Source organism: Campylobacter concisus, assembly GCF_902460705.1.
Classification (GTDB): domain Bacteria; phylum Campylobacterota; class Campylobacteria; order Campylobacterales; family Campylobacteraceae; genus Campylobacter_A; species Campylobacter_A concisus_Z.
In genome coordinates, this window is the sequence record NZ_CABPUP010000001.1 from 319,935 (window position 1) to 333,739 (window position 13,805).

Annotated in this window: 15 protein-coding genes; 5 read left to right on the top strand and 10 right to left on the bottom strand. The window is 35.3% G+C overall.

Going from position 1 to position 13,805, the window contains the following annotated elements:
* Positions 1 to 20 precede the first annotated feature (20 nt).
* Entirely contained in the window at positions 21 to 524 is a 504-nt protein-coding gene (locus F3G75_RS01610; RefSeq protein WP_021090515.1) for a hypothetical protein, read from the top strand.
* A gap of 122 nt (positions 525 to 646) precedes the next feature.
* On the opposite strand, the gene F3G75_RS01615 is transcribed toward F3G75_RS01610, so the two are convergent.
* Together F3G75_RS01615 and rsmH are read right to left on the bottom strand one after the other, a co-directional pair.
* Positions 647 to 940 carry a hypothetical protein gene (locus tag F3G75_RS01615; RefSeq protein WP_021090986.1) on the bottom strand — a complete coding sequence of 98 codons (294 nt, stop codon included), beginning with the start codon at positions 938 to 940 and terminating at the stop codon, positions 647 to 649.
* A gap of 2 nt (positions 941 to 942) precedes the next feature.
* Positions 943 to 1,866: a 16S rRNA (cytosine(1402)-N(4))-methyltransferase RsmH gene (gene rsmH / locus F3G75_RS01620; protein WP_149716316.1), complete on the bottom strand. Its 924-nt coding sequence runs from the start codon at positions 1,864 to 1,866 to the stop codon at positions 943 to 945.
* Between the two features lie 127 nt (positions 1,867 to 1,993).
* Here rsmH and F3G75_RS01625 point away from each other — a divergent pair, with 127 nt between their 5' ends.
* The 4 genes from F3G75_RS01625 to ftsZ all read left to right on the top strand — a co-directional run bounded on the left by F3G75_RS01625 (position 1,994) and on the right by ftsZ (position 6,765).
* The gene (locus F3G75_RS01625; RefSeq protein ID WP_054196472.1) at positions 1,994 to 2,581 is read left to right on the top strand and encodes a class II aldolase and adducin N-terminal domain-containing protein; all 588 of its coding nucleotides are present in this window, start codon (positions 1,994 to 1,996) and stop codon (positions 2,579 to 2,581) included.
* A gap of 138 nt (positions 2,582 to 2,719) precedes the next feature.
* A complete protein-coding gene (locus F3G75_RS01630) occupies positions 2,720 to 4,177 on the top strand; it encodes a peptidylprolyl isomerase (protein WP_149716317.1) in 1,458 nt (485 codons plus the stop codon).
* A 6-nt stretch (positions 4,178 to 4,183) separates the two neighbouring features.
* Complete coding sequence (gene ftsA, locus F3G75_RS01635) at positions 4,184 to 5,611, top strand: cell division protein FtsA (protein WP_103604400.1); 1,428 nt, start codon at positions 4,184 to 4,186, stop codon at positions 5,609 to 5,611.
* A 14-nt stretch (positions 5,612 to 5,625) separates the two neighbouring features.
* On the top strand, positions 5,626 to 6,765 hold the full coding sequence (ftsZ, locus tag F3G75_RS01640; RefSeq protein ID WP_087584329.1) for a cell division protein FtsZ: 1,140 nt from the start codon (positions 5,626 to 5,628) through the stop codon (positions 6,763 to 6,765).
* Positions 6,766 to 6,854: 89 nt separating this feature from the next.
* Here the strand turns inward: ftsZ and F3G75_RS01645 are convergent, their stop codons facing one another.
* The 8 genes from F3G75_RS01645 to F3G75_RS01680 form a co-directional block, all read right to left on the bottom strand.
* Positions 6,855 to 7,148 (bottom strand): metal-sulfur cluster assembly factor, encoded by a 294-nt coding sequence (locus F3G75_RS01645; RefSeq protein ID WP_149716318.1) that lies wholly within the window; start codon positions 7,146 to 7,148, stop codon positions 6,855 to 6,857.
* 3 nt (positions 7,149 to 7,151) lie between these two features.
* Complete coding sequence (locus tag F3G75_RS01650) at positions 7,152 to 8,342, bottom strand: peptidase M50 (protein WP_149716319.1); 1,191 nt, start codon at positions 8,340 to 8,342, stop codon at positions 7,152 to 7,154.
* 1 nt (position 8,343) lies between these two features.
* The gene (locus F3G75_RS01655) at positions 8,344 to 8,682 is read right to left on the bottom strand and encodes a hypothetical protein (protein WP_149716320.1); all 339 of its coding nucleotides are present in this window, start codon (positions 8,680 to 8,682) and stop codon (positions 8,344 to 8,346) included.
* A gap of 73 nt (positions 8,683 to 8,755) precedes the next feature.
* The gene (gene msrB, locus F3G75_RS01660; protein WP_149716321.1) at positions 8,756 to 9,796 is read right to left on the bottom strand and encodes a peptide-methionine (R)-S-oxide reductase MsrB; all 1,041 of its coding nucleotides are present in this window, start codon (positions 9,794 to 9,796) and stop codon (positions 8,756 to 8,758) included.
* Positions 9,797 to 9,876: 80 nt separating this feature from the next.
* The gene (gene purH, locus F3G75_RS01665) at positions 9,877 to 11,409 is read right to left on the bottom strand and encodes a bifunctional phosphoribosylaminoimidazolecarboxamide formyltransferase/IMP cyclohydrolase (RefSeq protein WP_149716322.1); all 1,533 of its coding nucleotides are present in this window, start codon (positions 11,407 to 11,409) and stop codon (positions 9,877 to 9,879) included.
* A 22-nt stretch (positions 11,410 to 11,431) separates the two neighbouring features.
* Positions 11,432 to 12,004 carry a hypothetical protein gene (locus tag F3G75_RS01670; RefSeq protein WP_149716323.1) on the bottom strand — a complete coding sequence of 191 codons (573 nt, stop codon included), beginning with the start codon at positions 12,002 to 12,004 and terminating at the stop codon, positions 11,432 to 11,434.
* Positions 12,005 to 12,739: a TerB family tellurite resistance protein gene (locus tag F3G75_RS01675; protein ID WP_107686493.1), complete on the bottom strand. Its 735-nt coding sequence runs from the start codon at positions 12,737 to 12,739 to the stop codon at positions 12,005 to 12,007.
* A 1-nt stretch (position 12,740) separates the two neighbouring features.
* Complete coding sequence (locus F3G75_RS01680) at positions 12,741 to 13,802, bottom strand: SDH family Clp fold serine proteinase (RefSeq protein WP_085657508.1); 1,062 nt, start codon at positions 13,800 to 13,802, stop codon at positions 12,741 to 12,743.
* Positions 13,803 to 13,805: the final 3 nt, after the last annotated feature.

The window sequence follows — 13,805 nt, forward strand, 5'->3', positions numbered from 1 at the left end:
AGGTAAAAAGTCTATAAAAAATGCAAGAAACTTTAAAAGATAGAATCATAAAAAACGTTTTTTTTGTTTCAAAACAGCCAGTTTTATTTAGGGATCTACTTGAAGCGAATGCCCTTTTTAACGAAGGTATGCTAATAGATGGAGCAAAGCTAAATTTTAGATTTAACCACATCAAGCTCTATCAGATTTACGCACTTATCTGTTTTGTCATTTTATTTCCATTGTTAATCATCACGCATCATTTTTTAGCAAAAACTGACGCGCATATATCGATAATAGCGACTGCTGTCGTCACTTCGGCCGTTTTCATTGGCTTTGATATGTTTAAAGTTTGGGCAAGAAGAGAGATAAGCCACGATCTTATCAAAAAAGCTTGGAGTGTGCATTTTCCTTATTTTAGCTATGAAAAATACTCAAGCAAGGTCGAAGAAATTTATAATACTGCTATAAAAAATGACATATCAAAAAAAGATTTAGAACAATATATATATGAAAAGCTAATCTCTCAAAAAGAAAGCAATTAGCAAGTTAAAAATAAGCTTTGTTTATTGAGCTGATTTTATTTTTACGCAGTTATATACAAAATGGCTATATTATTTGCCAATATAATTGAATCGCCAAAATTTAAAAAACTTTAAATGTTTCGTTATTTCCATTGACGCTCTTGCATATTATTTAAAATTTGATTTTTATAACGTAAATTTTCAAGCTTTATATTAAGAGCTCTATTTTCCTCTAAAAGCATATCCCGCTTACCGCTAATGTCCGCTATATCTCTACTTATATAATAAATTTGATTTGCTATGTAAATTTTTGGCAAAAATATAGCTAGAGCTATAAAAACAGCTAAATAGACCATCACTAATGTCTTAAAGCTTAAATTTACCTCACGTTTTTGCTCCTCGTCGTGAAGCGTTAGTAGCTCTTCTTTTTCTTGCATCTTTATCCCTTTATCTTAAAAACCCGCAGTTTTGCGCTCTTGCTTCGTGAGTTTATCTTTAGCTCATTTTGGCTTGCTGTTAGTGGCTTTTTGGTTAAAATTTCTCCTAATTCGTGGTTATTTCCGCACTCACATCGGTAGATGCCAGGTAGGCAGATACAGCTATTTGCCCATTTTTTAAAACGCTCTTTTACGATCCTATCTTCAAGCGAGTGAAATGTAATAATCGCCACAAGACAATCTTTAAACCCACATTTTTCTATACTATCAAGTAAATTTGTTAGCTCATCTAGCTCACCATTTACCTCTATCCTGATGGCTTGAAAGGCAAGTATCGCAGGGCTAACTCCGCGCCCTTTTATCTGAGTTGTACCTATTAAATTTGCAAGCTCTTTTGCACTCGTTATCTTGCCAAAATTTCTAGCATTTATAATCTTGTTTGCAATCCCGGCAGCATTTTTTAGCTCGCCATAATCTCTAAAAATTCTAACCAACTCGTCAAAAGAGTATCCATTTACAACGTCATATGCGCTAAAATTTCGCTCTTTGTCCATGCGCATATCAAGCGTGCTTGAGCCAAGACTAAAGCCCCTATCATCTTTATCTATCTGAAGCGAGCTAACACCAATGTCAGCCAAAATTCCTCTAACATTTAAAATTTCTTCTTGACTTAGCTTGCTAGTCAATTCAGAGAAGTTACTTTTATAAATTTTAACCCTACTACCAAATGGCTCAAGTTTTTTTAGTGAAAAATTTATAGCTTCGTTATCTCTATCACAGGCAATTAAATTTAAATTTTCATTTTGAGATAAAATGGCACTAGAATGTCCGGCATATCCAAGCGTGCAATCTATAAAATTTCCATTTAAATTTTTAAAAAAAGATAGAACTTCATCAAGTAAAACACTGATATGTGGACTTTGCAACGCTGCCTCTTTATAGTAAATAGTGTGGAAAATTTATCGAAATTTTACTTAAAAAGCTATCATTACACAAAATTTTACATAAATTTTAAGTTAGCTTAAATATAATCGCTTAAACGTAGGAGGAAAAATGGAGCTAGAACACTCAATAAATGAGATAAAAACGATATCACTTTCTATGTTCAGAAAGAATTTTTTTGGTGTCTTTCATGGCTCAATTTCGGCAAGAGTCGAAAAAAATCAATTTATAATCAATAAACAAAATGCCATTTTTGATAATTTAAAAGATGATGATTTGACGCTTCTTTCATCAAAAAAAGACTATCGCTGGAATGAAGCTAGTCTTGATGCTGATATACACTTAAATATTTATAAAAATATAAATGAGGCAAGATTTGTTTGCTACGCGATGCCACCATACGCAACTGCCTACGCAATGAAACATGAAAAAATTGTACCGAAAGATTATTTTGGATATATGAGATTTAATGAAATTTTAGTCTATGATCCAAAACAATATGATGACTGGTATGAACGTGCAGAAACTGAAATTTATAGATATATGCTAGAAAAAAACACAAACATTATTATCGTTAAAGGATATGGCATTTACGCATACAGTAGAAGCCCTCAGCTTCTTGCAAAAGAGATAGCTTTGCTAGAAAATAGCTGCAAATTGCTTCATTTAACTAGTGGTTATAGCGATTATAGTATTTAAAATTTTGCTAACAATACTAAAAAATTGTTAGCGAAATCCTCCACAAAGATATTTTTAAAGCCCCTATTTTAAGCTTATTTAAGGCAATTTTATATAATATATCATACAAATTTCGTTAGTCTTTTAAAGGAAAATTTAATGTTGTCTTGGATGCAAAAACATAAAAAATACCTAGTTGTTACCATTTGGGTAAGTACAATAGCCTTTGTTGGAGCAGGCTTTGTAGGCTGGGGAGCATATGATTTAAACAGCAATCGAGCCACTTCAGTAGCAAAAGTAGGACACAGAAATATAAGCATTCAAGAACTACAACAAAAATACGATAATTTATATCAATACTACAATAATCTTTTCGATGGCAAATTAACGCAAGAAAAGGCTAATGAGTTAGGCTTACAAAATGCTGCGCTTCAGGCTACAATTCAAGAAAATTTACTATTAAATTTCGCAGACGATATAGGTCTTAGTGTTAGTAAAGATGATATTTTAAAATATATAATCGCTGATCAAACATTTCAAAAAGATGGTGCTTTTGATAAAAATTTATACTACGATATTTTAAGAAGAGCTAGAATAAATCCAACTGATTTTGAAGAAAATTTAAAACTAACAATACTACTTGATAAACTTAGAACTATTTTAAATTTACCAGCCAACAAAGAAGACATTGCAATGATGGAAGCAAGCTTTTTTATGCAAGACAAATTAGCAATACAGATAATAAATGCTAATCAAAGTGATATAAAAATAGATGAAAAAGAGCTAAAGGATCTTTGGGAAACAAATAAAAACAACTATATGACAAAGACTATATACGGTCTTGAAACATACTTTATAGAGTCAAACAAAAATGATGTAAATCAAACTACTTTGAGTGACTACTACAACGAAAACAAGGAGAGATATAAAGGCTCTGATGATAAAATCAAATCATTTGACGAAGTAAAGACTGAAGTTATTAAAGACTACAATATCGAGAAAAGCAAGACTGATGCTTTAAAAAAATATACCTCTATAAAAAAAGCTGAGCTTGCAACAAATGAATTTATTAGTATAAATGAAGATAATGCAACATTCTCGCTTGATGAAATAAAAGGTGCAAAAGTTGGTGAGGTTATAAAACCATTTACATATAAAGATGGATATTTAATAGTTAGAGTAAAAAGCATAACTCCTCCACAGCCTATGAGTTTTGAACAAGCAAGAGCAATGGTACTTGAAATTTACAAAGATAAAAAGAAAAAAGAAAACTTAACAACCATAGCGAAAGAGTCTTTACAAAATTTCAAAGGAACTGATATAGGCTTTATTAGTAGAGATATAAATAGCTCTATCTCAGGACTAAATGAAAGCGAAACTAGAGCTTTTGTTTCTCAACTTTTTGAAACTAACAACAAAAAAGATTATGTTATATTAGAAGATAAGGCCGTTATATACGATATTTTGGAACAAAGGTTGCTTGTAGATAATATAGATAATAACTATAAGCAAATAACACAGCAAAACGTTACAATGCTTAAAAATAATGAGTTAATAAAAGATTTAACAAACAAACTTAAAAAATACTATGAAATTAAAGAATATATCAAAAGGTAATTTATCTTGAGTACAAAAATTTTAGGTATAGATATCGGCTCTTTCCAGATTTGTGCAGTAATAGCACAACATGATGAAAATGGTATTAAGATAATTGGAATTGGAACTGAAAAAACGCAGGGAATAAGAAAAGGTGTTATAACTAATATAGAGCAAGCTGCAAAGTCAATAAAAAATGCATTAATAGAAGCACAAAGAGTTGCAGGAACACGCTATGAAAAAGTTATAGTTTCTATTTCTGGTGCGTATACAAAAAGCGTTGACAGTAGTGGTGTAGTGAATATACCAAATCATGAAATAGGTATAAAAGAGATCGAGCGTGCTATGCAAATGGCCGATCATACTGCTGATATACCTCATGAGTATGAAAAACTACATGTTCTTCCTTATAATTTTAAAGTAGATGGACAAGAACATATTGAAGATCCAATAGGTATGAACGGTAGTAGGCTAGAAGTTCAAACACATATTGTTACAGTACAAAAGTCATCTATTAGCAACCTAAGAAAAGCCGTAAATTTAGCAGGTGTTCAACTAGATAATATAGTACTTTCAGGATATGCTTCTGCGATAGCAACATTAACAAAAGATGAGAAAGAACTTGGTGCCGCACTTGTTGATATGGGTGGTGCGACTTGTAATCTTGTGGTACATTCTGGAAATTCTATAAGATACAATGAATTTTTACCTGTTGGCTCAGCAAACATTACAAATGATCTTTCTATGGCTCTGCATACACCTCTTCCAAAGGCAGAAGAGATAAAATTAGGTTATGGCGCTTTAATAAATAAGTCAGTTGATCTAATAGAGCTCCCGATCCTTGGAGATGAAACAAAAAGCCACGAAGTTTCACTAGACATAATATCAAATGTTATATATGCCAGAGCAGAAGAAACCCTTATGGTACTTGCTAAGATGCTAGAAGATAGCGGCTATAAAGATAGCATTGGTGCTGGAATAATACTTACTGGCGGTATGACTAAGTTAGAAGGCATTAGAGATCTTGCATCCGCAATATTTGACAAAATGCCAGTTCGTATAGCAAAACCAAAAGAAATGGATGGATTATTTGAAATTTTAAGAGATCCAGCAAATTCTTGTGCTATAGGGCTTTGTTTGTATGGTGCTGGCAACTTTAGCCCATACGAGATTGATTCTGAGAAAAAAATGAGATACCAAGGGGAAATAGCCTCAAAACCGAAAGCAAATTTTAGAAATGTTTTTGCAGAAGAGGAAAATGTACAAAATTTTGGACAAGAGACGCAGGATCCAAATGAAAAAGAGGATAGTTTTTCTGATAAAGATTTTGAATTAGAGGTAGCAAATAAATCAAAAAGCAAAGAAGAACTTGCCAATATTGCAGATATTAGCAAACAAGAAAAAAAGCCAAATGCTTTTGCAAAATTTTGGTATAGTATTACACAATTATTTTAAGGAGAATTTCAAAAATGAGTAGCTTCACAGTAGAAGAAAATAAAAGCATCTATGGTGCAAAGATAAAGGTCGTAGGTGTAGGTGGAGGTGGTGGCAATATGGTCAACCATATAATAAGAGTTAATCCAAATTTAAATATAGATCTTATTGTTGCTAATACAGATGCTAAGGCTCTTGAAAATTCTCTTGCACATACAAAAATACAGCTTGGAGAAAAGACGACAAAAGGTCTAGGTGCAGGCATGAGACCTGAAATAGGAAAAGCTGCTGCTGAAGAGAGCTACGATGAAGTAAAAAGTGCACTTGAGACATCAGATATAGTTTTTATCGGTACAGGACTTGGTGGTGGAACTGGTACAGGTGCAGCTCCAGTAGTTGCTCAAGCTGCAAAAGATATTGGTGCACTAACAGTTGCAGTTGTTACTATGCCTTTTATGTTTGAAGGAAAAAAACGTAGAAAATTGGCTGATTGTGGCCTTGAAGAGCTCAGGAAAGAAAGCGATTCTATTGTTGTCATTCCAAACGATAAACTCCTAACATTAATTGATAAAAATGCTGGCATAAAAGAAAGCTTTGAAATGGTTGATGAAGTACTTGCAAGAGCCGTCAATGGTATGAGTACGATCGTACTTGACTCAGGAAAAAGCGACATAAATCTAGACTTTGCAGATGTTAGAACGATTATGAGCCATAGAGGACTAGCTTTAATGGGTGTTGGCGAAGCAAGTGGCGAGGATGCAGCGCAAGAAGCTATAAAAAATGCTATACAATCACCACTTCTTGATAACATGACAATAAATGGTGCATTTGGTATTTTAGTTCATTTTAGAATAAGCCCTAGTTGCCCACTAGCTGATATCAATAATGCGATGAGTATTATTCATGAGGCAGCGGATGAAGATGCTGAAATTATATTTGGTACAACAACTGATGACAAAATAGAAGATAATAAAGTTGAAGTTACAATAATAGCCACAGGTTTTCAAAGCTCACAAAAAGAAGCTGAGAAAAAAGATGAAGTACAAACTTCTAATGCAAACGATATCATAAAAAAAGAGCGTATATTAAGACTTAAAAAAGTTAGTGGTGGATATGACGAAGACTATATGTCGCAACTTGATGTGCCATCATTTATGCGCCATCAAATGGACTAATAAAAAAACAAACTCCTTAAAATTTCTAGAGAGCTTTTGCTCTCTAGCTTATAAAAATTTACAAACTTTCAAATCTAAAAACTTAAAAATTAAACTCCAAGTTGTGCTTTTACAAAATCACTTGCCATTTGTATATTCCACTCAGGCTCCCAAACAAGGTCGATCTCGCACTCTTTGACACCTTCTATATTAAGCACGGCTGTTTCTACCCAGCCAAGTATCATTTCGTGCAGTGGGCAAGATTTAGTTGAAAGCGTCATAGTAACTTTTGCTTTGCCATTCTCATCGCAGCTCGCATCATATATAAGTCCGAGCGAAACGATATCAAAGCCAACTTCTGGATCAACGATATTTGACAGTGCGTTATAAATTTTTTCTTTCATTTTTTATCCTTTAAAACCAGTAAATCTAAAAATATTTATTATATTGATTGATAGCAAAACTATACTAAGAGCTATAAAAATAATACCTACATGTACTAAAATTTCTAGTTCAAAGCAAGTTGAGAGAAGATAGCAAAGAAGCGAGATAGCATTAAAAGCTATACCAAAATAAGCTATCTTTTTTAGTATCATAGCATCAAGAAGTGGCACTTTTACCTTTCCGACAAAAGGTGCTACGTAGTGATACCATATGAGAAATGGTGCAATCTTGTAAAGATGGGCTACTATAAAAGCAAATAAAAAGCCATATATTAAAAAATATGCAGCTAAATTTAATTTGCCTAAGGCTATAAAAATAGCAGTACCAAGCAAAGCCACCAATGAAAGTACGATATTTACATTCCAGTAATCATACGCCTTTCTAACACGCTTTTTTAAAATATAAAGTGCTTGAGCTATAAAAAGTAAAGCTGCCACGCATATTGACAAAATAGATAAATTTTCATTAAAAGCTAGTAAGATACCACCCAAAATATAGCATGCTAGTGAGGCTTTACTAAGTGTAAATTTTAGATCGTGAGCTAGCGCAAACATAGGTAGGAGTACGCTAGCAGCTCCAAGTATCACAAGAAATACAAATCCCAGCACAAAATAAACGTGAAATTTTAGTGTCATCTCAAAATCAAGCATCAGCGTGCCACTAAGTATCATAAGCAAGCAAAAACCAAGCGTTATTCCAATTAGCAAAAAGATAGCTGAAACAAAAAGTGCAAAGGCCGCAAAGCTCTTTTTTTCATTATCCATAAAGCTTAGTGCATAAGTCGTAGCAAAAAAGGCAAGTGAGCAAAAAAGCAAAACTCCACTAATTTGTAAAATTTTAGCCTCAGAAAATAACATCCCGTAGCACATGCCCAGCAATGATAGACAAAAAATAGCCAAATTTGAAATAGCACCTTTTGCGGTAAAAAATGGCTTTTCTAAAATGACTGAGGTTAGCTGATAGAGCGCTCCGATGATAATGCTCATAACAAAGCCAACAAAAAATATATGCAAAAAACCAGCTGTGTTTAGTGAGCTAATCGCATCAAAATCTGCATAAAAGAATACCGGCACACTTAATGCCAAAAACAAAATTCCAGCAATAAAATATCCACCGACTAACTTAAATGGTGGCGCATAAGTATTTAAAAGCATCTTAGTGACAAAGACTCGTATCTACGTCTTCTATGTTTGCGCCGTCTTTTAGGCTAAAAATCATCTTTACAGCCCCACCATCTATATCTTCACGCTCTATGTCAAAGCTCTTATCTATCTTTGGTATAAGACCAGCTGGAAATTTATGATTTAGCATCATAATTTTTGTGTTTTTATCAGCAAATTTAATAGCGATTAATGCATTGACCATTGGCTCTGGCGGCACGCAAGGACGTGAGTCAAAGCCAACAAAATTTACACCATTTTCATTAAATTTATAAAATGGCACGGTTGCACCATCGACATTAAACTGCTCCGCATTTTTGAAAAAAACACTCATTTTTTCTCCTTTTAATTTTGGAGAATTATACTCTGATTAAACTTTTTAAACTATTGATTTGCTTCAACAAAAGCTATTTTACGTAAGGTATAAATTCCTCATATCCAAGCCTAGCCATATCTTCAAGCGGTATAAATTTAAGGCTCGCACCGTTTATGCAATATCTTAGCCCGCCCTTATCGCTTGGACCATCATCAAAAACATGCCCAAGGTGCGCATCGCTATTTTGAGACTTAACTTCGACCCTTTTCATCATAAAAGAGTTGTCTTCTTTATATGAAAGAGCTGTTGTTGTGATAGGCTTTGTAAAGCTTGGCCAGCCACATCCTGCATCAAATTTATCTGCACTTGAGAAAAGTGGCTTTCCGCTCGTTATATCTACATAAATGCCTTTTTGATCAAATTTATCATACTCACTGCTAAATGGCCTCTCAGTCGCTGCTTCTTGCGTCACGGCATACTGCTCGCTACTTAAATTTTTCTTTAGCTCATCTTTACTAAGCGGCTTAAATTTCGCTTCATCGTAAAGCGGTTTATCGGCTAAACCTAGATCGATGTGACAATATCCAAAAGGATTTTTATCAAGATAATCTTGATGATACTCCTCACCTAAGACGAAATTTTTAAGTGGCGCCACCTCAACCACGATCTTATCTTTAAATTTCTTTTGCTCTATTTTCATAAAGCTCTCTATCGTTGGCAGATCACTTTCGCTCACATAGTAAATTCCGCTTCTATACTGCCTACCGACGTCATTGCCTTGTTTATTTAGAGAGGTCGGGTCGATTACTCTAAAAAAATGAGCCAAAATTTCAGCCAAAGCGACTCTATTTTCGTCGTATTTTACATAAAGCGTCTCAGCATGATCGCTCTCATGAAGCTCGCGGTAGCTAGTATTTTCGCTCTTGCCATTTGCGTAGCCTACCTTTGTATCCACTACGCCAAATATCTTTTTAAAATACCCCTGCATACCCCAAAAGCAACCGCCTGCTAGATAAATTTCTTTCAAATTTTGCCCTGCCATCGTCTGCTCCTTTATAAGCTCATCTTTTGCCATCAAATTTAGACCAAAAAACACTACCGCCATTAAGATAAATTTTAAGATCTTTTTCATTCTATCTCCTTTCGTTTTTGAAAGATTATACGAAAATTAAAGTTATAAAGTGTGAAGAAAGGGGCAAGCACCCCTAAATTTTAGTGTAAAAAGTGTCTAACGCCAGTAAAGTATAGCGACATGCCATGCTCGTCAGCAGCCTCTATCACCTCATCATCTCTGATACTGCCACCTGGCTCGATGACGCATTTTACACCAACCTTACTAGCGATGTCGATGCTATCTCTAAATGGAAAGAATGCCTCACTTGCAAGCACGCAGCCATTTAGGTCGATCTCAAGCTCTTTTGCCTTTGCTACGGCTGCACGTGCAGCATCCACACGGCTAGTCATACCCATACCAATAGCCACCATCGCGCCATCTTTTACATAAACCACGCAGTTGCTCTTTGTTAGTGCAGCCACTTTCCACGCGATCTGAGCGTCTTTTAGCTCGTTACCACTTGCATGTTTTTTGCTCATTTGCTTCATATTTTCAAGCTCTTCGTCTTTTACAAAGTCTCTTTCTTGAAATACAAAGCCACCATCAATATGTTTAAAGTCAAATTTATCATCTGAACGTACTAAAAATTTATTATCTTGAGTGAAAATTTTGATGCGTTTTTTACTCTCAAATACTTTAAGCGCAGCATCATCGACATTTGCAGCTATTATTACCTCAACGTAAATTTCATTTATCTTTTTTGCTAGCTTCTCATCAAGTGTGCCATTTATCGCGACTACACCGCCGTAAGCTGAGATCGGATCGCATTTAAGCGCAGCCTCGTAGCTCTCAAGCAATGTATCTTTTACCGCAAAGCCGCAAGGGTTAGCATGCTTGATGATAGCCACTGCTGGAGCATCATCAAAGCTAGTTGCAAGCATCAATGCGCCGTTTATATCGGTCATATTATTGAAACTTGCCTCGCCTTTTAAGGCTCTAAAGTTATTTGTAAAGAAATAATCAAACTCATAAAGCGCCCCTTTTTGGTGTGGATTTTCTCCGTATCTTGTATCAAAAACCTTGCTTCCCACGATAAATCTAGCATCGCCAAAACCGCCATTAAATCTATCATTCATATAGTTTGCGATCATGCTATCATAAGCTGCTGTGTGCTCGAATGCCTTTATCATCAGCGATCTTCTAAACTCAAAATCATCGCTTTTCTCTCTTAGGCGCTTTAAAATTTCATCGTAGTCAAGCACGTTTGTGACGATGAGCACGTCTTTAAAGTTTTTAGCAGCACTCCTTACCATGGCTGGGCCGCCGATGTCGATATTTTCGATGATCTCAGCAAAGTCATCAGTCCTAATCGTAGTCTCTTTAAATGGATATAAATTTACGCAAACTAGGTCAATGCCCTCGATGCCATGCTCTTTTGCCTGAGCCACATGTGTAGCATCGTCACGCTTATGTAAAATACCGCCATGTATCTTTGGATGAAGCGTCTTTACCCTGCCCTCAAACATCTCAGGTGAAGCCGTAAATTCGCTAACTTCAGTAGCTTTTATGCCATTTTCCTTTAAAAGCTTAAATGTACCGCCAGTTGAAAGTATCTGCCAGCCAAGCTCTTCTAGCCCCTTTGCAAACTCTACAATGCCCTCTTTATCGCTAACGCTAAGCAATGCTCTCATTTTTTCTCCTTTATTAAATTTTTTATCTTTTTGTTAAACACATACCTTTTACTAGCAGAAGCTGCCCCATTTTTATATCCTTTGCGATATTCTTTATCGATAAGGCTTCTAGCGTAACCATAACATTTGCAGCTGCATCTATATAATAGTCTTTTCTCTCTACAAAGTTTTCACGCTTTTGACCAGCAATATCAACACTAAAGGCATAGCTTGAAATTTGATTGCCATCAAAATATCTCGCATCTAATACGCTTAAATTTACAGGTTCCTCTTTCTCAAGCGCCTCGCATATCGGCTTTTTCGAGCTAAATTTCATCACCTTTATGCCGCGATCATACGAAAAGATATACTCACTAATTTCATTTAATTTTTTTACTTGAACTGACATAATATCGCTCTTGTTGCCATCTTTATCGACAAATATTATGCTCACATTGCTATCTTTAACATCGTAGTTGCTGATAACCAACCTTTGATCTTGATAAAGCTCGCTTTGTGTAAGCTTAAATTTTATCTCTTTTCCATCGACATTTATCACTTTAAAATCATTACAAAAGCCAGCCACCGCTAGCAGCAAAATAATAAATTTCTTCATCTAAACTCCAAATTTCTCTTTTAATCGCCCATAAGCCTCATTTATCTCTTGAAGCTTTTTGGTCGAGCTTTCTATCACTTCCTTGCTCTCGCCTCTACCCATCAAGATGTCAGGATGATACTGCCTAACAAGCTCTTTATAACGAAGCTTTACCTCATCAAAATTTGCACTCTTGCTAAGTCCTAAAACCTCAAATGGATCATTTTTTTCTATACCGGTATTAGAATTTGTCTTAAATCTTGAACTATAAAAATTATCAAATTTTAAGATGATCTCATCAAGTGTATCTTTGTCAATGCCAAATCCATAAGCGATATTTCGAATGACGGCTTGCTCACTTGCATTAAACTCACCATCAATATAGGCTAAATTTAGAAAAAATGTGAGTCTGGCGACACAAATATCGTAGTTTAGATTAAACGCACGCTTATAGTTTCTGGCGGTTTCGTAGGCGTTATCTACATTTTCTTTTTGACTGTTATAGACATCTTTTAGATACTCACGCACACCGCTAACGCCACTAACTTTTTTACTTAGATCATCAAGCACCTGACTAATAAGCCTAGCTTCTAATTCGCCTACTCTACCGTCGCTTTTAGCCACTTTTGCCAAGAGTGAGACTAAAAATTTAGCCTCATTTACGTTTGCTTGTTTTCTGCGGTTATTGCTTAACTGTACCTTTAGCAGCAAAAATATAGCACCGCCTAGTATCAATAAAAATAAGATACCAGACATGTTACCACAAGTGATAGATAGTATTTTTTATTTTGCCATTTACTAGCTCGTTTTTACGCCAAGAGCTCTCGTCATTCATCACGTTCCAGCGACGCTCTTCAGGACGATAAAACCAGTCCTTGTCTATCTGATAGTAAATTTGCTTGCCATTTGTTTCAATGATATTTGCGATATTGTTATCGTGGTAGCTATTTTCATCATAGTCAGTAAAAGCTCGCTGTCCCATCTCAGAGTAAAGTAGCGTTAACTCTTGAAGCATTTCATTTAGATCATCATCCATCTTTTTTACATGAAGGCCGATCTCGTGCGCCTCCCTAAAGAGGATTGGATATTCATGAGCTGGGTAGTCGCCATTTAGTCTTTCAGAAATTTCTGCGATCTTTTTATCATCCTCAATGTGATACCTAAGAAGCTCGGTACAAATTTTAAGAGATAGCGAGCTAGCACGATCAACCGCACCAAATACTAGCGGATGGATATACTCATAAAGTGAGTTATAAGGGTTTGTGTCGTTTGGCCTATCTTTATCTTGCTCTTTCCAAAGCTTGACCACGCGACTTAGTTCATCCATCGAAACGCTCACAAGCTCATTACCTTTGTTTGTCGGACTAAGCTCGTGTTTGAGCGAGGTATCGACAGGCGTTAGATAGGCAAGTGGGCCCATGACGATCTCATTTGCCCCAAGTGCCATCATAGTAGCAGCCGAGGCGCAGTTTGCAGGTATTAGAGCTATTAAATTTTTGCAGTAATTTCTAAGCGTAGTGATGATCCTAAGAGCGGCAATACCACTTCCGCCGTCACTTTTTATAAAAAGATAAGCAGTATCTATCTTTTTACCCTTTAAAATTTCATACATAGCACTTGCGTCGTTGCCGCAAACACTACCAGCGTTTGAATTATAGTAAGTTATCAAAGTAGCGTTTAGTCTTTTTTCGATTGATTTTATTAAATTTTGTGTCTTACTAAAAAGTACTGGCGGCTTTGCTACGCCTCGTTTTTCAACTTGTTCTGCTTCCTTTTGCTCATTTTCAGCCTCAGCGACCTTGCCCTTTTTCAAAGCCATTTT